Origin of the sequence: Mucilaginibacter agri, assembly GCF_009928685.1 — a bacterium.
Classification (GTDB): Bacteria; Bacteroidota; Bacteroidia; order Sphingobacteriales; family Sphingobacteriaceae; genus Mucilaginibacter; species Mucilaginibacter agri.
The window spans coordinates 558,510-583,662 of the sequence record NZ_WWEO01000041.1 but is presented as its reverse complement, the minus strand read 5'-3'; the positions used below and the strand labels follow the sequence as shown (position 1 = coordinate 583,662).

General features: G+C 41.9%; 23 protein-coding genes and 1 tRNA gene. 13 read left to right on the top strand and 11 right to left on the bottom strand.

The features are described 5' to 3' along the window. The first annotated feature begins 151 nt into the window (after nt 1–151). Both GSY63_RS09945 and GSY63_RS09940 read left to right on the top strand, forming a co-directional pair. A complete protein-coding gene (locus tag GSY63_RS09945; RefSeq protein WP_208094505.1) occupies nt 152–532 on the top strand; it encodes a hypothetical protein in 381 nt (126 codons plus the stop codon). Between the two features lie 161 nt (nt 533–693). Beyond that, nucleotides 694–1,830 carry an acyltransferase family protein gene (locus tag GSY63_RS09940; RefSeq protein WP_166585629.1) on the top strand — a complete coding sequence of 379 codons (1,137 nt, stop codon included), beginning with the start codon at nt 694–696 and terminating at the stop codon, nt 1,828–1,830. Nucleotides 1,831–1,901: 71 nt separating this feature from the next. Here the strand turns inward: GSY63_RS09940 and GSY63_RS09935 are convergent, their stop codons facing one another. Further along, complete coding sequence (locus tag GSY63_RS09935; RefSeq protein WP_166585628.1) at nt 1,902–2,789, bottom strand: dienelactone hydrolase family protein; 888 nt, start codon at nt 2,787–2,789, stop codon at nt 1,902–1,904. Nucleotides 2,790–2,972: 183 nt separating this feature from the next. On the opposite strand from GSY63_RS09935, the gene GSY63_RS09930 reads away from it, so the two are divergent. Then, nucleotides 2,973–3,677 (top strand): DUF2461 domain-containing protein, encoded by a 705-nt coding sequence (locus tag GSY63_RS09930; protein WP_166585627.1) that lies wholly within the window; start codon nt 2,973–2,975, stop codon nt 3,675–3,677. On the opposite strand, the gene GSY63_RS09925 is transcribed toward GSY63_RS09930, so the two are convergent. Both GSY63_RS09925 and GSY63_RS09920 read right to left on the bottom strand, forming a co-directional pair. Then, the gene (locus tag GSY63_RS09925) at nt 3,678–4,760 is read right to left on the bottom strand and encodes an acyltransferase family protein (RefSeq protein WP_166585626.1); all 1,083 of its coding nucleotides are present in this window, start codon (nt 4,758–4,760) and stop codon (nt 3,678–3,680) included. 97 nt (nt 4,761–4,857) lie between these two features. Further along, nucleotides 4,858–5,163 (bottom strand): MoaF-related domain-containing protein, encoded by a 306-nt coding sequence (locus GSY63_RS09920; RefSeq protein WP_166585625.1) that lies wholly within the window; start codon nt 5,161–5,163, stop codon nt 4,858–4,860. A gap of 234 nt (nt 5,164–5,397) precedes the next feature. Between GSY63_RS09920 and GSY63_RS09915 the strand changes: the two genes are divergently transcribed. The 3 genes from GSY63_RS09915 to GSY63_RS09905 all read left to right on the top strand — a co-directional run bounded on the left by GSY63_RS09915 (nt 5,398) and on the right by GSY63_RS09905 (nt 6,618). Next, nucleotides 5,398–5,859, top strand: coding sequence for a DoxX family protein (locus GSY63_RS09915; protein ID WP_166585624.1), 462 nt, complete (start codon nt 5,398–5,400; stop codon nt 5,857–5,859). 116 nt (nt 5,860–5,975) lie between these two features. Then, nucleotides 5,976–6,476 (top strand): hypothetical protein, encoded by a 501-nt coding sequence (locus GSY63_RS09910; RefSeq protein ID WP_166585623.1) that lies wholly within the window; start codon nt 5,976–5,978, stop codon nt 6,474–6,476. A gap of 69 nt (nt 6,477–6,545) precedes the next feature. Continuing rightward, a tRNA-Met gene (locus GSY63_RS09905) sits at nt 6,546–6,618 on the top strand. Between the two features lie 283 nt (nt 6,619–6,901). On the opposite strand, the gene GSY63_RS09900 is transcribed toward GSY63_RS09905, so the two are convergent. Both GSY63_RS09900 and GSY63_RS09895 read right to left on the bottom strand, forming a co-directional pair. Then, nucleotides 6,902–7,711: a DUF4249 domain-containing protein gene (locus GSY63_RS09900; RefSeq protein ID WP_166585622.1), complete on the bottom strand. Its 810-nt coding sequence runs from the start codon at nt 7,709–7,711 to the stop codon at nt 6,902–6,904. A 5-nt stretch (nt 7,712–7,716) separates the two neighbouring features. Further along, entirely contained in the window at nt 7,717–10,041 is a 2,325-nt protein-coding gene (locus tag GSY63_RS09895; protein ID WP_166585621.1) for a TonB-dependent receptor, read from the bottom strand. 265 nt (nt 10,042–10,306) lie between these two features. Here GSY63_RS09895 and GSY63_RS09890 point away from each other — a divergent pair, with 265 nt between their 5' ends. Together GSY63_RS09890 and GSY63_RS09885 are read left to right on the top strand one after the other, a co-directional pair. After that, on the top strand, nt 10,307–11,359 hold the full coding sequence (locus tag GSY63_RS09890) for a sensor histidine kinase (RefSeq protein ID WP_166585620.1): 1,053 nt from the start codon (nt 10,307–10,309) through the stop codon (nt 11,357–11,359). Further along, nucleotides 11,356–12,078 carry a LytR/AlgR family response regulator transcription factor gene (locus GSY63_RS09885; protein WP_166585619.1) on the top strand — a complete coding sequence of 241 codons (723 nt, stop codon included), beginning with the start codon at nt 11,356–11,358 and terminating at the stop codon, nt 12,076–12,078. Before GSY63_RS09890 ends, GSY63_RS09885 begins: the two co-directional genes overlap by 4 nt. 165 nt (nt 12,079–12,243) lie before the next feature. Here GSY63_RS09885 and GSY63_RS09880 read toward each other — a convergent pair whose 3' ends face one another. The 3 genes from GSY63_RS09880 to GSY63_RS09870 all read right to left on the bottom strand — a co-directional run bounded on the left by GSY63_RS09880 (nt 12,244) and on the right by GSY63_RS09870 (nt 15,709). Next, nucleotides 12,244–13,353, bottom strand: a complete 1,110-nt coding sequence (locus GSY63_RS09880; protein WP_166585618.1) for an FAD-dependent monooxygenase — start codon at nt 13,351–13,353, stop codon at nt 12,244–12,246. A 77-nt stretch (nt 13,354–13,430) separates the two neighbouring features. Further along, entirely contained in the window at nt 13,431–14,288 is an 858-nt protein-coding gene (locus tag GSY63_RS09875; protein WP_166585617.1) for an AraC family transcriptional regulator, read from the bottom strand. A gap of 47 nt (nt 14,289–14,335) precedes the next feature. Next, nucleotides 14,336–15,709 carry a hypothetical protein gene (locus GSY63_RS09870; RefSeq protein ID WP_243749198.1) on the bottom strand — a complete coding sequence of 458 codons (1,374 nt, stop codon included), beginning with the start codon at nt 15,707–15,709 and terminating at the stop codon, nt 14,336–14,338. Between the two features lie 251 nt (nt 15,710–15,960). On the opposite strand from GSY63_RS09870, the gene yiaA reads away from it, so the two are divergent. Then, nucleotides 15,961–16,428, top strand: a complete 468-nt coding sequence (gene yiaA / locus GSY63_RS09865) for an inner membrane protein YiaA (protein ID WP_166585615.1) — start codon at nt 15,961–15,963, stop codon at nt 16,426–16,428. A gap of 173 nt (nt 16,429–16,601) precedes the next feature. Here the strand turns inward: yiaA and GSY63_RS09860 are convergent, their stop codons facing one another. Continuing rightward, nucleotides 16,602–19,052 carry a TonB-dependent receptor domain-containing protein gene (locus GSY63_RS09860; RefSeq protein WP_166585614.1) on the bottom strand — a complete coding sequence of 817 codons (2,451 nt, stop codon included), beginning with the start codon at nt 19,050–19,052 and terminating at the stop codon, nt 16,602–16,604. Between the two features lie 165 nt (nt 19,053–19,217). Here GSY63_RS09860 and GSY63_RS09855 point away from each other — a divergent pair, with 165 nt between their 5' ends. Together GSY63_RS09855 and GSY63_RS09850 are read left to right on the top strand one after the other, a co-directional pair. Further along, nucleotides 19,218–20,498, top strand: coding sequence for an MFS transporter (locus GSY63_RS09855; protein ID WP_166585613.1), 1,281 nt, complete (start codon nt 19,218–19,220; stop codon nt 20,496–20,498). A 102-nt stretch (nt 20,499–20,600) separates the two neighbouring features. Further along, entirely contained in the window at nt 20,601–21,083 is a 483-nt protein-coding gene (locus GSY63_RS09850; RefSeq protein ID WP_166585612.1) for an SgcJ/EcaC family oxidoreductase, read from the top strand. Between the two features lie 4 nt (nt 21,084–21,087). Here GSY63_RS09850 and GSY63_RS09845 read toward each other — a convergent pair whose 3' ends face one another. Then, nucleotides 21,088–21,864, bottom strand: coding sequence for a GDSL-type esterase/lipase family protein (locus tag GSY63_RS09845; protein ID WP_166585611.1), 777 nt, complete (start codon nt 21,862–21,864; stop codon nt 21,088–21,090). 49 nt (nt 21,865–21,913) lie between these two features. Beyond that, a complete protein-coding gene (locus GSY63_RS09840; protein WP_166585610.1) occupies nt 21,914–22,318 on the bottom strand; it encodes a VOC family protein in 405 nt (134 codons plus the stop codon). 169 nt (nt 22,319–22,487) lie between these two features. On the opposite strand from GSY63_RS09840, the gene GSY63_RS09835 reads away from it, so the two are divergent. Further along, on the top strand, nt 22,488–23,054 hold the full coding sequence (locus tag GSY63_RS09835; protein ID WP_166585609.1) for a dihydrofolate reductase family protein: 567 nt from the start codon (nt 22,488–22,490) through the stop codon (nt 23,052–23,054). Between the two features lie 538 nt (nt 23,055–23,592). Continuing rightward, entirely contained in the window at nt 23,593–25,059 is a 1,467-nt protein-coding gene (radA, locus tag GSY63_RS09830; protein WP_166585608.1) for a DNA repair protein RadA, read from the top strand. Nucleotides 25,060–25,153: the final 94 nt, after the last annotated feature.

The following is a 25,153-nucleotide window of genomic DNA, read 5'->3' as shown; positions in this document are numbered from 1 at the left end:
TAATCTTCTTTAAGATACTGATTTTCAAGGCTTTAACCAAATATATTCGTCGCTAAATCGCTCACAATCAACGATTTATCTCCTGAAGTTATCAACATATTTCGACTCTTGATTCGCATTATTATCTTCACCTCTAAACTGATCTTACTGTTTGATGCACTTACCTTACGAACAAAGACTCGGACACAAAGCTGACTTCCGTGTAAAATATAAATTTATAGATCATAAAAATGGCGGCAGGAAACAGCTGCCCTTTCAGGGTATACGCTCAGATTTTTCCTATGATGAAGGTAACAGCGTCTATATAATTTGGCCGGAGTTTGAAGATGAGAACGGGAATGTTGTTCTGGAAAATGACAAGCCTGTAGCCGTGGAAGGGACGGCTTTGATGTGGATAGTAATTCCCGAAAGGCGAGGTATACATAAAGAGATGATTAAGGTTGGCACAAAATGCTTTTTTCGCGAAGGCATAATAACAGCAAGTTGCGAAGTTATTGAAGTCTTGAATTTGTTTAGCAACCCAACACAATAATACAAGCACAAAGAAATCAGACTGAGGCGTATCACAATTGAAAACTTTTAATTATCCTTGTGTCGTAAGTACGCAATGGGCCAATAAACCCGGGCGTAACCGATTATAACACAGCCTTCCAAATAGGGCAACCGATACAACCTTTAACCAATTTAAACTAAATGACTAAAGCTCCTGCTTATCTCGAAACCAAGAATCATTACGAAATTCTCGACGGTTTACGTGGTGTAGCCGCAATACTGGTGGTTATATTTCACGTTTTCGAAGCCTACTCCGGCAACCGTTTCAAACAGATTATTAACCATGGCTATTTAGCCGTCGATTTCTTCTTTGTGCTGTCCGGCTTTGTGGTTGCTTATGCGTACGACGACCGCTGGGGGAAAATGACGCAGTGGGATTTTTATAAACGCCGCCTTATCCGCTTGCAGCCGATGGTGATTATGGGCAGTATTATTGGCGCTATTTTCTTTTATACACAAGGCGGTCAGCTTTTCCCGCTGATTGATCAAACACCTGTTTGGAAGATGCTGCTGGTTATGCTGGTTGGCTTTACCATGTTACCGCTGCCTATATCTATGGATATACGCGGCTGGCAAGAAATGCATCCCTTAAACGGACCAGCATGGTCGTTGTTTTTCGAATACATTGCCAATATTTTATATGCACTTATTTTCCGCCATTTCTCTAAAAAGGTACTTGCGGTATTTGTAGTCATATTTGCCCTGGTGCTTATCCAGTTTTTAGTAATGGGCCCGCAAGGTGACGTTATAGGCGGATGGAGCATTAATGGCACTCAACTATACATTGGGATTACCCGCTTAATGTATCCGTTTTTTGCCGGGATACTGCTTTGCCGCGTGGGCAAACTCATACATATTAAAAATGCTTTTACAGTATGTAGCCTAATGCTGATTGTGGTTTTCTTTATACCTCGTATCGGCGATGAGCATACACTCTGGATGAACGGCATTTATGAATCGGTAGCCATCATCCTGGTATTTCCACTGATTGTTGCTATCGGCGCGGGTGGCCACATTACGGGCAAATTTGCTCAAAAGGCATGTAAGTTTTTAGGGGACATATCTTACCCTATTTATATTACCCACTATGCGTTAATTTATACTTACACTGCGTGGGTGATAGACGACAAAATACCTTTTGCAAAGGGCATGTGGTATGGCGCTGTTTTAGTGATAGCTAGTGTTGCTATTGCCTGGGCATGCCTTAAGTGGTACGACGAGCCTGTTCGCGAATGGCTTAAGAAACGTTTCCTGATGAAGAAAGTAGCTTCGAACTAAGCATAAATTTAACGCAAATAAAAGCCCTGGCAGGATAACCTGCCAGGGCTTTTATTTTATTGAGCAGTCTTTTAAGACAGGTTTGCTTTAAAGAAATCAATAGTACGTTTCCAGGCCAGTTCTGCTGCTGCTTTATCATAACGTGGTGTGGTATCGTTATGAAAACCGTGGTTGGCGTTTTCGTAAATAAAAGCCTCATATTTTTTGTTGTTAGCTTTTAACGCCGCTTCGTAGGCAGGCCAGCCCCCGGTAATGCGGGTATCCAGGGCGGCATATTGTAGCATCAATGGTGCTTTAATTTTAGGTACATCTTCAACAGCAGGCTGGGCGCCGTAGAACGGCACGGCTGCGGCTAAGTCGGGCAATCGAACGGCCATCATATTAGCTATGCCGCCCCCGTAGCAGAACCCAACTACACCAACTTTACCGTTGCAGTCCTTATTGTTTTTGAGGTAATTAAAAGCATCAATAAAATCCTGTTCCATCTCACCTTTATCGCGTTTGGCTTGCATTTCACGGCCGGCATCGTCATTACCCGGGTATCCGCCAAGTGGCGTCAAAGCATCCGGTGCAATAGTTATAAAGCCGGCGAGGGCAGCCCTCCGGGCCACATCTTCGATATATGGATTTAAGCCGCGGTTTTCGTGTACAACCACAATTCCGCCCAATTTGCCTTTGGCGTCTACGGGCTTAGATAATAAAGCCTTGATGCTGCCACCGCCATTTGGCGAATCGTAATGAATATATTCTGATTTTAAGCGCGGGTCATCTGCCTTAACCTGGATGTTATCCTCATAGTTCGGCATCAGGAAACTCATCAACGCAGGCACGGTTAAACCGCCCACTGCATAGAGCGACAGTTTTTCCATAAATCCCCGCCTGGTAATACGGCTATGGGCATAATCATCGTACAGGTCAAACACTTCTTGTTTAACATCTTCTTTATTAATCTGGCTCATAAGGATTTGGTGGTTTTAAATCAAATTTAACTATTCGAAACAATGGGCTCCTATGTCAATCAGTAACAGTCTCGTTACCTCGAAGTTTGTCATCAATCCCAAATAAACGCGATGCTTTCCTTACCCAACCATGACGCACAACCAATTAACGAAAGGCTATTTTTATGCCGATAAAACTTACTTATGTTAAAACCGCCATCAGTAACAATCCCGATAATAAAATCGTCGAGCTTCGACTTTTTGAACCAGCTAAAACAAAATAACAACCGCGATTGGTTTGCTGCCAATAAAGAGATATTTCAAAAAGAGCAAGCTGTGATTGAAAGTTTTGCCCAAGCCCTATTGAACTTACTGAACACACATGATGTAATTGAAACCCCTTCGGGTAAAAAGAGCTTATACCGCATTTACCGCGACACACGCTTTTCTACCAATAAAACACCATATAAATCTCACTGGAGCGGTAGGTTTAGCAGAGCCGGCAAGCAACGTCGCGGCGGCTACTACTTCCATATCGAACAAGGAAATACTTTTGTTGCAGGCGGTTTCTTCGGCCCTAATCCGGCAGACTTAAAGTTGATACGGGATGATATTGCTTTTGATCCAACGCCCGTGCGGAATATTTTGAATAGTGAATCTTTCACTACTTCGTTTCAAATGTTAAGAGGCGAACAATTAAAAACCACTCCAAAAGGTTTCCCCGCAGATCATGAAGCCATAGACTTGTTAAGATATAAGCAATTTTTGCTGAAACAGAGCTTTACAGATGAACAAGTACTAAGTCCAGACTTTTTAAATTTCGCAAGTCAGGGTTTCAAAAATATGCGCCCATTTTTCGACTATATGAGTGAAGTACTTAGTACAGACATTAATGGCCTGGCGATATAGTTACTTCCTTCTATTATTAAGATAACGCCTTACCGGGGTGTCGTAAAACACCATCACCAAATAGGCAAAACCCGTTAAGAGTATCATCCCCACAATAACTATTGATGTAAATTGCGTTGTAGAGGGTTTATGGCTAACGTAATAATTCATCCACATCCATATAACGGCATAATGCGTCATGTACAGGGGGTAGGATATATTGCCAGAAAAGTTGCACAATTTTTTAAAGCCGGAGGTTAACGTTGCACCCGCACCTAATGACACTATTAACGGGAAATAGAATAACACTACCAACGGCTCGGTCAACCAGTTCCAATCTTTATTAAAAGGCATCACGAAGGTTAAGAACAATAACGCGCCTACGCCGACAAAGCCCAGTTTATTTTTAATAATGAAGTTAAAACGGTAAACGAGCATCCCTGCCAAGAATGAATAGGAGATACGCGCAGAGCCATCCCAAAAACTATCCTTACCCCAGCCACCCATTACCGAGCCAGAACGGTGGGCAACAAAGCAAAGACCCACTGCCGATATCACAGCTAAAACCACAAGCCATTTGCGGTTTAATCTGCAAAGCACAAGAGCGTAAACAACATTGGCTACGTATTCCCAAAACAGCGACCATGCGGGGGCATTTAAATTAAACAGATTGAAGCTGCGCTCCGTTACAATCGGGAAGGGGATCATCAAGATAGAACACAGGAAAAGCAGTACAATCTTCCCCGCACTGTACAATTCAGGGTGCCCGCCAAATGGATCGAAAAGGAACGCCAGCAGCCCCAGCACCGAGCCAAGAACAACCAATGGATGCAGGCGGATAATCCTCGATTTAAAAAACTCTCCAACTCCCATTTTGCCAATCCTGTCGTCATAAGCATAAGCAATCACAAAGCCCGACAAACAGAAAAAGAAATCAACCGCAAGGAAACCATGCGCCATAAAATTATCCTTATAGTCGGCAATGGCCATTTCCATAAAATGGAAAGCAACTACAGACAGGGCGGCAATGCCACGTAATCCATCAAGAATTTCGTAATGTTTTTTAGTTTTTAAAATGCCCGGGGTCGGTTGGTTAGTACTCATTAAATTCGGTTTATACGGTAGCTGTTTGATAACTGCAAAAGGTTGTCAAGGTTATCGCAGCCCCAAGAATACCGAATAATATCGAGTTTTTGAAAACTTATACTTTTTGAATGGTGCCTTTAATGTTGGTAAACAACCCGCAGCTGGCAGTCCAGTTGGAGTAAACGGTTTCATTTTCATAATCCTGCACCTGGGTTACTGTAGTGCCATTCTCTTCCTGCCAGGTTACGAGATATAATTGCGGGCGTAATTCGGTTAGCTTTATGGCTACGGTTTCGGTTATATTTTGTTTTTGACCTTCTTTTTCGATGATGTTAAAAGTTAGCGATGTTTCACTATCGAAATTCAGGGTAGCCTTAGCCATGCCGAAGGTTACCAAATATTTGTTGCCGATAATATCCATAATTCTTCTCTATTGGTTACTATAAAGTTCGGGATAACCCTGGTTTAAAACCCTTGTCATAAAAGACTATTTAGGGGTGCGTTTGCGACAACATCTCGACCACTTATTTATCATTGTAAACAATTTGATGCCAATTAATTACGCTATTTAAAAAGTGTTAAAATATTTGACTTTAGCATTTAATTCTGCGTAACTTCATATAACCAATATAATATCTTAAAAAAGGAGGTTTTTATGAACATGGTTCAAAAAGTTGAACACTGGGGCGATGTGCATCATGCTAAATGGCTGGATGCTGTTCGCATAATACTGGGCATAATAATTTTAGGCAAAGGTATTTCTTTCATTAGCCAAACCAACGTACAGCAAGACTGGCTGCTGCAAAACAACGGCTTCGGGTTTTCGAGCCTTGCAGCTATGGTTATTATCCACATTGTGGCCTTTGTGCATATTGTGGGTGGGGCGTTAATAATTATGGGATTGGTTACGCGGTTTGCCGTGGTAATACAGATCCCTATTTTATTAGGAGCAATATTTTTTGTGAATGCCACCCGGGGGCTATCATTTGTAAATTCAGAATTGTGGTTATCCGTTATAGTTTGCATGCTATTGATTATGTTCTGGGTAGTTGGCTCAGGCCCCTTTTCGGTAGATCATTGGATGAAAGTTCATAGTCCGAATTATAAAGCAGAGTAATATATAAGTGTCAATTTAATGGAGAATGAAAGGTCTTTCAGCGTAGCTGAGAGGCCTTTTTTGTTGATGCAATGGCACTTTGCAAACCTTTTGCGCCTGTAACTGTCTTTTTAGGCATGAAATACATCGCATTATTTTGCATCGCATCGTTATCCATTATATCATGCTCATCGCCCGATAATAAACAATCGGCTACTGATACAGTGGTTGCCGGCGACACCCTGGCCAAATCTGCAACTACCGAAAAAACTAATGATACGCCCACTACTTCGTCTCTATGCTTTCTGCGCACAGAAGGCAAAAACAATAAAGACAGTACCAGTATTGAACTGGTGATAAAAGGCAGCGAAGTAACCGGCCAAATGAACTGGCTACCTTATCAAAAAGACAGCCGTAAGGGTACCTTAAAAGGCACGAAGACAGGCGACATCATCGCTGCCCAATGGAGCTTTATGCAAGAAGGTATGCAAGACACCCTGAACCTGAAGTTTAAACTACAAGATACCTTGCTTATGCAAAAGCCACTGAAGCTAAATACCAAAACCGGCCGTGAAGAAACGGACGACAGCAAAGATTATTCGGTTAGTTATCAGTCGAGTAACAAGCTACATCATTAATGACACAAAATAAACACAGGTTTCTGCTGCTTAAGCAGAAACTTATTCTACCTTTGCAGTCCAATATAGCGCGGGATGGAGCAGTTGGTAGCTCGTCGGGCTCATAACCCGAAGGTCATAGGTTCGAGTCCTGTTCCCGCTACCCAGAAAAGAAAAGCCTTAGATGAAAATCTGAGGCTTTTTTGCGTTTAGCTAAATTTCGCACTACGTTTCCGAGCAATAAAGCCTTCTTTCGTTTCGAGTACCATCCGGTAGGTAATAGGGATTATCGCAAGTATGAAAATAGTACATTTTAATCTTTCTGAAATCCCACTAAACTTTGAATAAAACTTTGAATAACTAATGATGCTATCCGGATAGCGAGCATTTCAATTGGTAAATTTGCTTTCGGCGGTTTTTGTGAATATTTAGTCCGTAACTCAACACTACTTGGCAATAATACTTTTGCTTTGTGTGGAATGAGCACTAAAGTATCCTAAAGAAACAGGTATAATATTTGTCGGCGGATCGGATGGTGTAACGCTGCCACCCGGCCCAACCTGTGATTGCTGCGATAAGGTAAGCCAGTACAGATAAATAGGATCATCTATGCATTGCATTTCCACAGTCACCGTATCGCCCACGTGTATAGCGCCGCTGTCACCATCTCCGCCGCGAAGAACCATGTTGGTGGCTAGCCCGTTATTAAACTGGTCATCGGCTACAAAAACATCTTTCACCTGCACGCCGTTTACATACTCAACAAAACGGTACTGATTAGCAATCCTGGCAGGATCATGATAGTAAACAGTAATTTGCTTTTTGGGGTTACTGCCGCTGCTTGCCGGCTCATTTTGTGAGCTTAGAGAATCTAAACTAACAACCTGCGGCATGGTTGAAACAGCCGTGTAGGTAGTACCTTTAATAAGCACTGTCATAGTATAAGTATTGCCCGGCACCCCGGTTAACTGATTATTAGTATAAGTGCCCGACGGCCCTTCTGTAAACGGATAGCTATTGCCTGATTGATCGGTTACAGTTACTGTTGCACCGGTTACGGTAGGATAAGTGTTGGTACTGGTGAATGGCACATTAGTGCTTAATTTAAACACCTGCGAGTCTGTGCCATTGGTAATATTACCTTCGATAACCAGTTTACCGCTTTCATCATTTAGTTTTAGATCAACAACCTTTGTGCATGACGAAACGAACAGCAGTAAACAAGCGATCAGTGTATAAAATTTAATGTGTTTCATCTGAGTTAAAATTTGAAGTTCCAGGTTACTGATGGTATTGGTGTTGCGAAAATGCTGGTTTCTACAGCTTCTGTGGTATTAGGCATGGTTTTACTATCCCTGAAGGTGATAGAATACGGTTCGCGGCTGCCGTATAGGTTGTAAATGCTAAACGTCCAGCTGGAGTGATATTTTTTATGTTGCTTGCCTTCCAGTGTAGCGCCAATATCCAAACGATTAATGGCTGGTTCGCGCGATGCATTGCGAGCCGAGTAGGAGAATGTGGTTAATCCACCGACCTCGTATTTACCTGTTGGATAAGTAACTGCCTGGCCAGTGCTGTAAACAAAGGAGCCCGAAAACGACCAGCGTTTAGTGAGTTGGTAAATACCAACTAATGAAAGATCATTCCGACGATCTTGCGGTGCCGCGAAATAATTGCCATTATTTATAGCAGCAAACTTATCTTCTGTTTTTGATAGGGTATAGCCAACCCAGCCGTTAAACTTGCCATATTTTTTCTTCAGAAATAACTCCAGTCCGTAAGCCCTGCCGGAACCATAAACTAATTGCGATTCTACATTCTGGTTAGCAATCAGCTGTGCACCGTCTTTATAATTGATCTGGTTTTGCATCCATTTATAATACACCTCTGCCGAGAATTCGAAAAGGTTATTATCAAAATTTCTGAACCAGCCGGTAGAAACCTGATCTGCGATTTCGGGTTTAATATTATTGCTGCTCATTACATACAGATCGGTAGGCGAACTTGTGGTAGAGTTGGTAAGCAGGTGTATATTCTGTGTATTTCGGCTATAAGAGAATTTAAGCGAGCTTACACTATCCAGCTGATAATTGGCAGAGAACCTCGGCTCAGGATTAAAGTAATTTTTTACAACACTACCAGATCCGTAAGTTTTAGTCGTGTTCACATTTCCTAACGCATCATAGGTACTGAATGACCCCGGACCGAATAAAGAGAAATCGCTAAACCTGATACCATAAAGTATGCTTAACTTATTACTCGCTTTCCATTCGTCGCTTACATAAGCAGCGCTCTCAAGCCCATAACGTTGCTCTACGTTAATATCGTTAACCGTATTTGTTGACGATGATATATTGCCAGGCGCAATAGCATGATGGATCACGTTGATACCAAACTTTATCCGGTGATTATCGCTGGCGGCATACTGAAAATCTTGTTTAAAATTCAGGTCGTTTATTTTAGAAGTAGCTTCGAAACTGTTATTGCTCTCAAAACTTTGAATCACATAATTGTAGTTACTATAAATCAACGAAGTGTTTGAAAACAGCTTAGGGCTAAAAATGTGATTGAACCTGATGGTACCGGTTTTGTTCCCCCAATTGGTGCCGAAGATATTGTCCAGCCCGATAACATCCTTCCCAAAATATCCCGAAAGGAAAATGGCGTTATTTTGGTTGAAATGATAATTGAGTTTGGCGTTCACATCGTAGAAATACAACGAGCTACCTTTGATGGACGAATCTTTTGAAAGTTTGGTAAACACATCAACATAGGTTCTTCTGGCACTAACCATATATGACCCTTTGCCGCTGTCAATCGGCCCTTCCACTTTTAACCGTGAGGCAATTAGTCCCAACCCGCCCTGTACCGTAAAGTTTTTACTGTTACCGTCGTTCATGTTTACATCCAGCACAGATGAAAGCCTGCCGCCGTATTCTGCCGGCATGCCTCCTTTGTATATATCCACACCTTTAATGGCATCGGAGTTGAAAGTGGAGAAGATACCGAACAAGTGCGACGCATTATATACAGGAGCACCATCCAGTAATATGAGGTTCTGGTCGGAAGAACCACCACGCACGTAGAAGCCTGTATTGCCTTCGCCTGCTGATTTTACGCCGGGCATTAATGCAATGGTTTTCAGAATATCTTTTTCGCCCAACACAACCGGCACTTTGTTAATCTGCGACATGTTTAGTTTTTCTACACCCATCTGGGGCGAAACGATCTGATCATTATTGGGACGATTAGAACTGATTACCACTTCACTTAAAGTGCTTTTAGCCTCCAGTTTGATGTCTGATGCCTGTGCTTTATGTAACGATACTTGTTTAATATGAGATTCATACCCGATGTAAGAATAGATAAGTGTATAATCGCCCTCGGGGGCCGAAAGCGAATAGAATCCGAAATTGTTGCTGGATGTACCACTTTGTGGCAGCTCTTTAATACGTACTGTTGCGCCAATAAGGGTTTCACCTGTGGAGGCGTCTTTAATCGTACCGCTGATGGTTACTCTTTTTTGGCCGAAGGCAACAACTGTAAGCAATAAAAGCGGAACAAAAAATAAAAGGGGTTTGGGCATGGGTGTTCAAATTTGACGCAAACCTATACGTAGTAGCTATGCCAATTTTTCATATTATACCAAACACTTTATTTATTATACCAATGATATTATATGGTATAGAACTATAATTTGCGAAATCTCATTTTCGTCTGATTCTTTTTAATTTTCATTGAGCAACCGCGCCTTGTATTTTTATTTGGTATAAAAAATAAAGGATTTGGTATAATAGGATAATACAGACAAGCAGGATTATCTAACTTCAAAATTGTTTAACGTAGATAATATGGGGTCGATAAATAGGGTAAAAACTTTTAACAATGATATTATCCTGAGATTAATTGTAGAACCGCGGTACAAGGTGTTGCGGCATTTACTCTTAATCATTGTGTTGGGTATTGCTTTTTACAATGGCAAAATGGATTTTATTGGTCCTGCAGATATATATGTAAAGATCAGCATATTGTTAATTGTGCTTTCTTTATTATATCTTAATATGTATTGGCTGGTGCCAAAATTACTTTTCAAGGATAACTACTTTGGCTATTTTTTATGGAGTGTGGGTTTATTTACCCTGGCCCACGTAGTAGGCTATTATTCGCGGCTTTTTATTATTAATTATTTCGGGCAAACTTATCCAATTAAAGAGCAGAACTGGGTAGCATTCTATTTAATATTTGCGGTATTGATGGGCGCCTCGGCGGCGGTAAAACTCTTCCAACGTTGGATAACGGACTCTCAACGGATCAATGAATTGGAAACAGCAACAATACAATCGGAATTGGAGAACCTAAAAAAACAGATTAACCCCCATTTTCTATTTAATACCTTAAATAATGCTAATGTATTAATCCATAAAGATCCCGAAAAAGCATCTCAGGTATTAATGAAATTAAGCGATCTTTTACGATACCAATTGTACGACAGTGCCCGCGGTAAAATCTTTTTAAGTTCGGAAATTCACTTTTTAGAAGATTTTTTAAACCTGGAAAAAATACGGCGGGATAACTTTGATTTTACTATTACACAGGAAGGCCCATTGAAGGGCATCGAGATTGCACCATTGCTATTCATAACTTTTGTTGAAAATGCGGTTAAGCACAATATTGATGCTGAGGAACGTTCATTTGTATATATATTCTTTGCGGTTGTAGCCAAAGAGCTAAATTTCCATTGTATTAATTCTAAACCAAGGATAAAGGCTAAACGTAATGGCAGCGGTGGCTTAGGATTGGCAAACGTAAAGCGAAGGTTAGAATTACTCTATCCGGGCAGGCACCAACTACGGATCATGGATAACACCGAAACCTTTAATGTGCATTTAACGATAAAAATATGAAAGCAATTATTGTTGATGACGAGCCCTTAGCGAGAGAAGCAATACAGCTTTTAGCCATGAAAACACCCAATTTAGAGGTGGCAGAAACATTCAATAGTGCGTTAACCGCTTCAAAATATATAGAGGAATCAGGTATTGATCTTATCTTTTTGGATATAGAAATGCCGGGGATGAATGGAATTGAATTTGCCAAAACAATACCAGAGAAAACCCTTGTGATATTTACAACTGCTTACCCAGAATATGCACTAGAAGGATTTGAACTCGATGCAATTGATTACCTGGTAAAACCGGTAAAAGAAGAACGCTTTAAAAAAGCAGTTAATAAAGCTTTTGTCTATCATAAATTATTACAGGGCGAGGTTGCTAAAACCGAAGTTCAAAATAAGGGGGATGATTATTTCTTTGTAAAATCGGAAAGAAAGTTTGTTAAAATATATTTTAAGGATATCCTTTTTATTGAAGGGCTGAAAGATTATGTAGTAATGCAAACAGAAGATCAACGAATTATGACAGCAATGAACATCAAGACTATTTACGAACAGTTGCCACAAGATATTTTTGCAAGGATTGGAAAATCGTATTTGATCAATGTAAAGGAGATTGATTCATTCGATAACAATACGGTGCTGATAAGGAAATATGAAATACCAATTGGTGGTTCATATAGGAGCTCTTTTTTTGAAAACTTCGTAACCAGGAAAATTATTGGCAGATAAAATATAATTAGCCTGTAATCGATTTAGAAAATAAAGCTAAGGTATTCGAACTTAGCCTTGTTCCCGCTACCCAGAAAAAAAGCCTTAGATGAAAATCTGAGGCTTTTTTGCGTTTGTACTATTCTGCAAATTAGTATTGCCGTGACGCTGATATGTTCAATAATATTAAAAACTGAATCCTTGTCGGTTCCGTTTAATAATCGCCTCTTCCGTTTTAGGGATCAGTATATCTAGGCCAAAATCTACTACTTCAGATTGCACCTGCTCAATAAACGGGCGAAGACTTGTATTGTACTCCTGAAAAGCAAGTTCAAAATTTCCGTTATGTTTCCCAAAAGAGTCGGCCAGTGCAGCTGCACCGTCGATGGCCAGTGATCCGCCCCTGCCCGCAGCAGGCGACGGGCAATAGCCGGCATCGCCAACCAGCGCTACCCTGCCTTTTGTCCATGAGGGCATTTTCATCTGGCAAAGTTTGTCGAAATAAAAAGATTCGGATTGCCTGATTTCTTTCAGCAATTCGCGGCAGCGCCAACCCGAATTTTTATATTGCTCGGCGATCATATTGCGCATCTGCGTTTCGTTGCGGTAATCATACTGCACTTCTTTTTGCGAAAAATAGGCGAAGCAGATATCAGTTTTTCCGTTATAGGCATTCAGCATCACCGTTTTGCCCACCTCGCTATACAGTTGGGTAGTATTTTCCGGAATCAGCAGTTTATCAACAATAGTGATGGAGAAATAAGCCTGAAGAAAAAGGGAGAACTCTTTTTCTTCACCAAACCATAAGTTGCGTACTACGGAATGGATCCCATCGCATCCGAATACCAGGTCGAACGACCGGGGCTCGCTATTTTTAAATGTGACATGCATTTGCTCGTCATCTTCATTTAACCCGATGATGGTTTCGCCATAGATAAATTCAACCTTGTCCCTCACCAACCCGTGCATCAACTGTAGTAAGAAATCTCTTTCCACCTCATATTCTTCCTGTTCATGGTGCTCGTGATGATCTGTTAGTTGGGTAATATCGTCCGCATTTTTGAACTCTACTCTTTCCATCCGAAGCCTATTAGCATAGATTTGCTCAAACAGCCCCATGTTATGCACTATGTCGATGGTTTTGCCCAGTATATTAACGGGAGTGCCACCCTTTTTTAAACCCGTCGCAATTTCTACGACAGTTACCTGATACCCGAACCGGTTCATCCAGTAAGCTGTAGAAAGCCCGGCAAAGCTTGCGCCGGAAATTAGTACTCTTTTATAATGCTTCGCCATTTTAAATACCTTCTTGTTGATGCAAAGGAACAGTAAAGGGATGCAGCGAAATAGGCATAAACCAGGAAAGACTTGGACTAATCGAGGTTTTGCTGCCTGAAGGCTATAGGCGACATACCCGTAATCTTTGTAAACAACCTCGAAAAGTAAGGGTAATCATCGTACCCCAAAGCTATAGCTATCTCTTTCAACGATTGGCCGGAATGATAAAGCTGCCGCTTGGCTTCCAAAATTACGCGTTCCTGAATGTGCCTCGAGACAGGTTGCCCGGTTGTATTTTTAACGCATTCGTTGAGATAGGGCATAGAGATATGCAGCGCTTCCGCATAATCCGCAGGGCGTTTCTTCTCGGCAAAACTTAGCGCGAGTTGTTGCCGAAAGCTCCTGGTTATTTGTTCCTGCCTGCTCTGATGTTCATTAGGACCTATTTTTTCGAGAAAAAAAGAGACCACAAGGGCAATAAGCGCGTTTCCTTGTTCCCTTAATAATAAATGATATAACGGAACATTTTTCCTTTGCCAGAATTTCATTAATAAAGAGGTGGTGTCCGAAATCAAAATAAACTGGTCGTCGTTAAGTGGGCTTGGGCTGGCGGGAGAAATATCTTCAAGCTGCTTTAAAAGATCATTATTTAGATAATCATAATCTAAAGCCCAGGCACAGACCGTTACTTCTTGATATCCAATGATCCGGTGTACCTGATCAGGGTGCATATAGATGAGCGCCGGAGCTTGGATGTCATATACCTGGAAATCAATTTCCATACTAACGCTGCCTTTTTCCAATAAAAAGAAGGAATGCCGGTCATGCCGTTCGGGTTGTTCCCATTCTCCTAAAGGCGGCAAAGATTTAAAAGAAACCCTGTCGATAGTAATGCGCTCTCCAGGTTCGTTGCCGAAGCTATTTATAGGGATTCTATTAGACTTTTTTCGCATTGGCTGGCCTCTGAAATCAAAGATATGCATTCAGACAGGCAAACCTACTACCGATGCTGAACGAGTGATAAAACAACTTTACACGCTGTTTTTTTCTCCCAACGAGCTATCAACCAGGCAATGAAACTCAAAGTAAAGATATCGTCGTTTTCTTTCTTATCAAGCTGATTTAAAACTGATTTCTGGTATATTGACTCAAAAACCACGTCGGGCTTTTGCAGGTATTTTTCAACCAGCCTCAGATATACCAGCACTCGCTCTTCCGATGTTTTCAACAGATACTTCTTATATCGCCTTCGGAAGCTGTTTAACCGAGACATGGCAAGCTCAATGTTGGAAAACTGCGCCTGAACCAAAATTTCCATCAGATTTTTTCTAATAGTCCATAACATGCCCATTTTTTTTTCGTACCACGCATCGGTACGCGTCAATAATGTAAGTTGCTTCAAACTTCCGCGATCATTACACAGGGCTAAAAACATGGTAAGGCATATGCGTAAATCTTCGATATCTTCTGGTTTAGAGGCATGCTTTGCACCTGATAATGATTGCTGCAAAAGCGCAATCGCGTCTTCAGCAAAGTCCGTAAAGAATAAATTGAGTGCAGAAAGTAACTGGTGGCGTAAATAAAATAATGTATGATAGCGATTATCCGCCACCATTAAATCCATCATTTCCGCAAGGTAAGACCCGCTCCGACCGAAATCCTTTCGCCTTAGATGAAAATTCGCTAAGAAATACAAGATAGATATATGGTAAAAAAGATGAGATTCCTTTTTATATGACCGCCCCTCTATAAATTGATTGGTTCGGTTGATGTAACGCTCTATCAATTCGTAATTCTGCTGTATCGCCGCATATTCATTCGCAATGAAAAGAATTTGATAAATGGATTTATAGGTCATCAAATCCTTTTCGGAGATTTTGTATTTCCGAATTGTTGTAAGCATTAAGGCAGTCAAATTAACAACCTTTCCTTTTAGATGTATTTCCTGCAACTCCTGCCTCAAAAAAGCATAAGCTATATTGAGTTTGGCTTCGCGTTGCATATCCAATTGGTTCTGCAGGAAACGTGCGGTTAAAGCTTCAAAGTTTTCTGCGCCCTTTAAATGGGCATACTGTATCTTCAAAAGTAATAGCTCGTTTAACAAATTAAATTGCTCCAGATGTTCGGCCAGCCGCTCAGCTTTATCCAAACATTTAAACCCAACCTTCACCACATCATTTTCTAACAAAAAGCGCCCCACTACGAGCAGGCGCAGTGCATCATAACTATCGGAATGACCATTCTCAAAGATTCTCTGCGATAAAAACAGCAGCAAATTATCTTGTAGCCGTTTACGCAAAGCATGGTAAGCATCTTTATTTTTTGCTGATTTGTAAAGCTTATTTAAGCCATCTATATCGTCAGTTTCTATCAAATCAAACAGATGCAGGTTTTTTACGTCGTCTCTTTTGTTTTTACGTTGTACAGATTGCCTGAACAGCTTTTTTTCGGCATTATTTAGTAAATTAATTAAGTCAGACAGTGAATCCATACAAATAAACAAACGGTACCTAAAGGTAAAATAATTACAGATTTATATCGTCAGTAATTTTATAAATCTGACTTTACCTGCTCCATTTTGCAGCCGACATTAGCTTCCATATTAATCACTAAAACAAAATAAATATGGAACCGCTACAACACAAAACAGAAGAGAACTCATCGATTGCAAGAAATGTCGAAAACGTTAGAAACCCATTTAAACCAACCGCTGCGTTTATCGGCGCATCCTGGTTTGCTTTATTAACGGGAACCGTAGGATATTGCATAGGCCTATGGAATGCCAGTATCGAGTTGAACGAAAAAGGTTATTATTTCACCATTTTATTATTTGGCTTGTTCGCAGTAATCTCTGTACAAAAAAGCGTAAGAGACAGGGCTGAAGGACTTGCCGTTACCGAACTTTATTACGGGCTGAGCTGGTTTGCCACTATTGCATCGATGATACTATTAACCATTGGCCTGTGGAATGCCCATATTACGCTAAGCGAAAAAGGCTTCTACGCAATGGCTTTCTCTCTAAGTATGTTTTCGGCAATTGCTGTGCAAAAGAATACCCGCGACGCAAAGATGTTCGCTGAAAAAGAGCTGTAACGTAGCGGTTGCCTCCCCGCAGCGCCTTGCTTAGCAAGCCTGCGGGGTTCATTTACAAACTCTATCATTTTCTTACCCCTTCCCTGGCTTTTTCTAAGGCTACCTGTGTATAATGAAAGTCTCGATCAAAAGATTGAGACTTTCATTATACATACCCATTGGCAGCCATCACATTAATGCGCTCTGCCTTGTTCGCTATCGGCGCCGCCGGTATCCCGTTTAGACGGCGTGTTGGTTAGCTTTCCGAAACTATAAGTAAAAGTAAGGGTGGCCACCTGTGTATCCACAAAGTTATGATAGGTTGCCGTAGCGCCTTCAATATTGGTTATAGTTCCGCTGGGGCTAAACGAATGAAATATATCGCGCATGTTAAACCTTATGGAGCCCTTGTTATTCAATATCTTTTTCTGGATCGCAGCGTTAAGCATGCCGGTTGGTATAGAAACAAACTGCCCATAAGTACCACCAGTATTATAAAAACCGCTTATCTCGGCACTCCAGGTTTTTGATAGCGTAAATTGATTACTGCCATTGGCCCCGAAGGTATATTGAGATTGATGCAGATAGCCGGAATAAAATTCGCCCTCGTAAGTATTATTATATACTTCGGCATACAAATTTACGGTCCACCATTTGGTGGGTTGCAGGTTGGTATTGGCAGAGAAATCCAGTGTCTTTTGTTGCCCTATATTGCCGGTTGTGCTTATAAACACGTCACCACTCTTATGAATGGTTTCATTTTGCACATCTGTTGTTAAGTTGTATGAAACAGCAAGCGTAAACAGGCTTTTATAATTATAGGCCAGTTTATAATTATCAGTAAACTGAGGTTTAAGAAAAGGGTTACCCGAGAAATAAGTGAACTTATCTACAAAAAATGTAAAAGGGTTTAAGCTTCCATAATTCGGCCTGCCTATACGGCGACCGTACGAAGCAACCAGCACATTATGACCAGCTGTATCGAGTTTATACGAAAGATAAGCCGTTGGAAACAAATTGGTATAATGGTTAACAAAGGACGAATCCGGCTTTTGCGCGTTTCCTAGTTGATGCCCTGTGCCGTTTGTATTCTCTAAACGCAAGCCTGTTTGTATGTCGAACCGGCCTAAGGTTTTGTTAAAATTGATGTAAGCAGCATTGATGTTCTCTTTATACAAAAACCGGTTGGTGTTATTATAGTCTATAGTGCTTACCCCGTCAACCAGGTTAAAATAGTTGGCAGCATTATCTGTATTTACGTAGCTGCTTTTAACCCCCGCCTCAAACTTTGCCTTGCCTCTTAACGGGTGAGTATAATCTGCCTTGGCAGAGTAAATATTTATGGTAGAGGGTAGGTTATCGGTTATTGTTTGCGAATTGGTTAGCGTACCATCGGGCAAGTAAGTGTTGTTAACAAACTCCTGCTCGCCATTAGATATATCGCGGATATAGTCCAGATCAAATGAAAATACCCTGCCGGTACTATCGTACTTATGGGTATAGTTTAAGTTTACGCCTTTGCTGCTAAATTTACTTTTGGAGGTATTGAGGGTGTTAATGGTAGAATCCAATTGGCCGTCCTGTCCGTAAAGCATACTAAAAACCGGGCTGCTATCATGCTCTGGCGACCAGTTGCCGGTAAATACCACGCCCCAGGTAGTTTTAGGCGACATGTAATAATCCATCCCAACTTTAACATTAGTATTATGATTTGTGGGTCTGAAATAAGAAATATCCGCCAGGGATGAGGTTTGCACACCGTTGGCATCAAAATAATTGCGGTCGATCTCCAGCCTTCTGAAAGTTTTTTGATAATCGTACGAGAGGTTTGCAAACAGGTTCACCTTATCTACACGATAATTAAAATTAAGGCTTTCGCTGGTACGGCCATAAAAACCTTGCGCAATGTTAGCCGACGCCACTGCATTAAAACCTTTAACGCTGTTCTTTTTGGTTTTGATGTTGATTACACCCGCATTTCCTGCGGCATCATATTTTGCGGGAGGGTTATCCATTAACTCAATCTGGTCTAAAGAAGATGAAGGTAATGAGCGTAAATAAGTTGCCAGGTTAGCCGCAGAAAGGTAGGTTGGCTTATCATCAATCATTACCATTACGCCGCTTTTACCCTTAAAGGTAATGTTACCATCGGCATCTACCTGTACACCGGGACTTTTGGCCAGCACCTCTAAAGCATTGGCGCCGGTATTGGATATCAGTGCCCCAACGTTAACCACCGTACGGTCGACCTTTTGTTGTACAAAAGATTTTTGTGCGGTTACCGATACTTCATTCAATGTTTTACCTGCGGGCGATAAAACAAAAGCAGGTAAATTAACCGCTTTTTGCTGTCCGACTTCCACCAAGCCGCTCCGGTAGTTTTTATAACCCATAAAGGTGGCCTTTATGAAATAGGTATTGCTTTTTAAGTTTTGAAAAGCGAAACTACCATCCTGCTTAACCAATTGGGTACTTGTCACTACCGAATCTTTGGCGGTAAACAAGATCACGGTTGCACCGTCGAGTGGCTTTTTGACTTCATCTAAAACCGATCCTGATATTTTGCCGCCAGCGGTTTGCGCATTGGCAAAATTGAAAAATAACACCACAAATAAGATTAAGAAAAACGGGGGCAGTAGTTTCATAAACTACAAGACTACCAATTACCCGGTTGTGTTACAGAAAAAATGAGATTTAACAAATAATTAATGCGTGAAGGGACGGGTGATTGTTTTTCTCTATTAAAAATTTACCTCAGATGTAGAACGGTTCAATTTGCGTATTCCCTCAAATTTGATAAGTTTGAGGCTATGAACCAGCAACCTGCCCCCGGAAACCCGGTTAGTAGAATTCTTACTGCAAGCCTCATCGGCACCACCATTGAGTTTTTTGATTTTTACATATATGCCACCGCTGCGGTGTTGGTATTCCCCAAATTGTTTTTCCCAACGGCTGATCCTACTTCGGCCACACTGGAGTCGCTAGCTACCTTTGCTTTGGCCTTTTTTGCGCGGCCACTGGGTGCAGCAATATTCGGTCACTTCGGCGACCGTAAAGGCCGTAAAGCTACGCTTGTTGCTGCCTTATTAACCATGGGGCCATCAACTGTAGCGATCGGGCTTTTACCAGGCTATAATGCTATCGGTATTGCAGCGCCAATTCTGTTAGCAGTGTTTCGCTTTGGCCAGGGGCTTGGCCTTGGCGGCGAATGGGGTGGTGCTGTACTATTAGCTACAGAAAATGCCCCCGCACACAAAAAAGCCTGGTACGGCATGTTTCCGCAATTAGGGGCACCAATTGGGTTTTTGTTATCAAGCGGTTGTTTCTTTATCCTAAGCAAATGTATGAGCGAAGAGGCCTTTATAGGTTATGGCTGGCGCATCCCTTTTATTGCCAGTGCACTGCTGGTTTGGCTGGGTTTATATATTCGGCTAAAAATATCCGAAACGCCAGAGTTCTCGAAAATTATAGACAATAACGAGCGTTCTAAAGTGCCCTTTGCCGATGTTTTTGTTAAACATACGGCTGCTATTACCTTAGGAACACTAGCAACCATTACCACTTTCTTGCTGTTTTATTTAATGACCGTGTTTACCCTAAGCTGGGGCACTTCGGCGCTGCATATTCCCAAAAGTACTTTCCTGATCATTCAGATGATCTCTATGCTATTCTTTGGTTTGGGCATCCCACTTTCGGCTAAACTGGCCGACAGCTACGGCCGCAACAAAATGCTTATTGCGGCAACTGTTTGCATCATCATATTCGGGCTTATTTTTGCACCGTTTTTTAGTACCGGCAATTTGGTTATAACAGCGATATTCCTATCGGTAGGCATGTTCCTGATGGGGCTTACTTATGGCCCTATAGGTACTGCGCTTGCAGGTATTTTCCCCGCAGCTGTACGTTATACGGGTGCTTCCCTGGCCTTTACGCTGGCTGGCATTTTAGGGGCATCATTAACGCCATACCTGGCAACTACTTTAGCCCACAACTATGGCCTTCCTTATGTGGGTTATTATTTAACGGCGGCATCAACTGTTACGCTGCTAGCTCTTCTTGGAGCCAAAAATTTGATGAAACATAACGCGTAATAATTTTAGGTTACACCACGCTAACCAATAACGGTTACACTTTCAGTACACAAATCGATAATGAGATAAATAGTGGCTACATTTATTTAAAGCCACTATACCATGAAAATCAACACCTTGTTATTTATCACCGTGTCGCTTTTGAGTTTCGCACTTAAACCCGCCTCGGCCCAACAGATAGATACACTGAAAGAGAACACCGCGATAAGGCAGTTAGTTAAAAACTACGAAGATGCCTGGAACCACCATGACCCCAAAGCTCTGGCTGCGAACTACCGTACCGACGCCACTTGGGTAAATTGGTTTGGTGCTTATTATATAGGCAGGCAGGATATTGAAGATCATTACCGAACAACGCATAATACTTATTTTAAGATAAGCCATTATTACACCCGTGCGGTGGAAGATATACAATATTTAAAACCAGATGTTGCCGTAGCACACGTACGGACCGGCTTAACAGATGATACCCGCTATCCGGGTGAAACTTTTGAGTTCAGACGAATGATCGTGCTGACGAAGCGAGATGGCGTGTGGCTCATTCAGGCCGGGCAAAATGCGAAGCTGGAAAAAGGTATAAAGTAATTACTTAATTCAACACCTTAGCAATAGCTTTACCCCAAAACTCGCCCAACGCCGCCGAACCTTTTTGATTTGGATGCAGATAGAAGGTTCCGATAGGCCCGTGTTCGGCATGCATATCCGTAAGGTAGTTCTTGCTGAAATAGGCGTATGCTTTTTCGTCCCCTAAAAAAACCTGACCGGGAAGTAGGCTTTTATATTCTTTTACCAGCGCTTTAATCTGCGGTACATAGCTTAACAAACGGTTTCGGCCTTCTATCAAATAAACTGCGCCATTTTGGGTGCTGTCGCTATACCACAAAGGCTCGTTAATAATAATCTTACAATTAGCGTAACGACTAAGCAAGCTATCGGCAATGCTCTTAAGGTTGGCCTTGTAGTTTTCGGGCGATACCGGTGCGCCGTGCGTACCTTTTACGGCACTATCATTAGTGCCCAGCATTATGCTAAATACTAACGTAGCCGACTGATCTCTATAAAACTCATCGGCTGCTTTAACAACTTTCGGGTAAGCATTATTTTCTGTCGGCAAAAAGTCTAAAGTGGTAAAACCGCTGCGCCCCTGGTTATTAAAGTGGATGCTTTTAAATTTACCGGTGCCTGTTAAGTAAGTGGCGGCCTGTGCGGCCGGCCCTTGCGTACTGGCATCCGGAACCATCCGGGCTTCGGTAATACTATCGCCAATAAAAATAATATTGTAGCTATTATTGCCTACCAGGCGAAAACCTAAAAATGCAGCCGTTAAACATAAACAGCAAATAGTAAGTATTCGTTTATTGAGCATGAGAAGCGTATTGATGCTCTCTAAATTATCATTTTAATTTGAGGATCTATCATTTCATACCCTCCATAAAAAATACATTAAACTTATGTCCATCCGGGTCGGAAAAAACAAAACCGTAGTAACCCGGGCCAAATTCTTCGGGTTGTGAAACCAGGGTGCCGCCCGCCACTTTAATTTCGTCCGCCCATGCATCTGCCTCAGCCTTACTTTGAGCCGCGAGGGTAAATATAATTTCATTCCCCTTTTTCAGATCGGCTAAGTCGCCCTTCATGGCTGGTTGCAGGCTGTCTTTCAAAAAAAAGTGCATGATAAAATTATCGTCGCCGAAAAAGAAACTAACAAGTTCTTTCGAGCTGTGCGGACCATTAGGCTTAAAGCCAAGCGTGGTATAAAATTTATTTGTGCGTTCCACGTCTTCTACGGCCAGGTTAGCCCACATTTTCTTAACGTTCATAAGTTTTTAAATTGGTTGTTAAGGTTAATCAAGGCAATTATTATTCCACAATATGTGCTGCTTTACACGCAAACAGCGCATAAAAATGCCTCTTATATCCCAGCACTGTTTTTTTTTGTAAATTGGATTGCCGAAATCCTATTTATCCGTAAACCTTAACTATTCCTTAATGATAGCGGACGAGTTTAAAATAACAATACACATGGTTATGAGCCTCGACGGTATTATCGCTAAACCAGATAATAGTATTGCCTGGTTCGATACTCCCGACCGCTACGAGAACGGCGTTAACATAACCGACAGCGAGAGAGTAGAATTTCTTAAAGCTATAGATTGTTACGTAATGGGCGCCGCTACTTATGAGCTTGCTCTGGAGCTTTCGAAAAATTATGGCTGGGCTTACGGCGATAAGCCGACCATTGTATTAACCCATCGCGATCTGCCTGTTGAACGGCAGTCCGTCGAAATTTATTCAGGCGATTTAAACCAACTGGTGAACAACCGTTTAAAACCTCATTACAAAAATGTGTGGCTGGTGGGCGGGGCCGAACTGGCGAAAGATTTCATTAATTTAAAACTGGCCGATGAGATCAGGGTATCCATTATACCTGTAATTTTAGGTGAGGGATTAAGGTTGTTTAAGCAAATAGAACACGACCAGCCCCTGCACCTCAAAAATGTAACACCCTACAAGAATGGTATGGTAGAATTGATTTACGAAATAAAAAATAGTTAATTAAGCAGTTGATTATACTTGCAGCTCTTTTATCGGTAATAATTGGAGGTTGTAAAACCTCGCCCGCCGATTGCTTAGGCAAAAAATAGTATTAAACAGCGTCACACCTAAAATATGCACCGAAAAATATTAGTTAATGGTTTGCGAACGGTTACCGCATTGCTTTTACTACTATCGCTTCCGGTACTTTTCTTAGTGTCGAGAAGTAGAGAAGGAGAAATGGAGGATAGCACTATGGGGTGGATTGCCTCGATCTTTATTATGATATTAGCCCTTTTTATTTACAGTTTGAACCTTTCAGAATATTCTCCCAAGCCTGTATACAGAAAGAAAAGTGATCAGGAACTGAGAGAAGAAATTAAGAAGCCGGCCCTAAGAAGACATAGGAGTTAACGGCTAATGTCGCGAATTATGGGGCGGTACTTTTTCAATATAATACTACTAATATAATTAGCATTATTATTACCTTTAAGCCAAAATCATCTGCATATTTGCACGCTTGCACATCTGCACGCTTGCACATCTGCACATTTAAAACATGGCTAAAGTTAAAACATCCTATTTCTGCCAAAGCTGTGGCTACGAGTCGGCTAAATGGCTGGGCAAATGCCCATCGTGCCAGCAGTGGAATACTTTTGTAGAAGAAATTATAGAGAAGCCCAACGCATCCATCCCCGATTGGAAAAACACAGGCTCTACCACTCAACAACGCGCCAATAAAGCCATTGCCGTGCACGATATCACCGTACATGAAGAACAGCGCTATGTAACCCCCGATGCCGAGTTTAACCGTGTATTGGGTGGCGGCATTGTAGCAGGCTCATTAATATTAATAGGCGGAGAACCGGGTATCGGTAAATCTACCCTGATGCTACAGCTTGCACTCAACATGCCTAAGCTAAAGGTGCTTTATGTATCGGGCGAGGAAAGCGAGAAACAGATTAAGATGAGGGCGGAGCGATTAAGCCCCCTGCCCCCTAAAGGGGGTGTTAATCTGCAAAACGAAACTTCTACTCCCCCTTTAGGGGGCGGGGGGGCCAGTGGCTGTTTCATCCTTACCGAAACCTCTACCCAAAACATATTTAAACAGATAGAGCAACTGGAACCCGAACTGGTGGTGATAGACTCTATACAAACCCTATACTCCTCCCATATCGAATCTACGCCGGGGAGTGTATCGCAAGTGCGCGAATGTACTGCCGAGTTATTGCGTTTTGCCAAAGAGAGCGGCACACCAGTGATATTGATAGGCCATATTACCAAAGATGGCATGATTGCCGGCCCTAAAATATTAGAACACATGGTTGATACCGTGCTGCAGTTTGAAGGCGACCGTCACCATGTATACCGCATTTTGCGGGCTGTTAAGAACCGTTTCGGCTCGGCATCTGAGTTGGGTATTTACGAAATGCTGGGAGTAGGCTTGCGGGAAGTATCCAACCCGTCGGAGATCCTGCTTTCGCAACGCGATGAGCCCTTGAGTGGTATCACAATTTCGGCAACCCTAGAGGGTATGCGCCCAATGCTGATAGAAACACAGGCATTGGTGAGCACCTCGCCCTATGGCACGCCTCAGCGCTCGGCTACGGGCTTCGATACCCGTCGAATGAATATGTTATTAGCTGTGTTAGAAAAACGCTGTGGCTTTAGATTAGGAGCCAAAGATGTATTTCTGAATATTACAGGAGGTATCCGGGTAGAAGACCCTGCCATCGACCTGGGTTTGGCAGCTGCCATCATATCCTCGCACGAGGATATGCCGATACCGTTTAAAACGTGCTTTGCAGGAGAGCTTGGTTTATCGGGAGAAATCCGCGCGGTTAACCGCGTGGAGCAACGTATTGCAGAGGCCCAGAAATTGGGTTTCGAAAAGATATTTATTTCAAAATATAACCTACCCAACGCCAAACAAGACAAGCATCAACGCATCGACCTATCCCGCTACACTATAGAGATTATCCCGGTAGCAAGTATTGAGGAAGTGTTTAGTTTATTGTTTGGGTAAAACGCCCCCTTTTCGACTGAGAGATAAAATAATAGTTTGTCATCCGGAGCGCCAGCGAAGGATCTTCCTGAATATACCGAGCGGCTATGCTAAG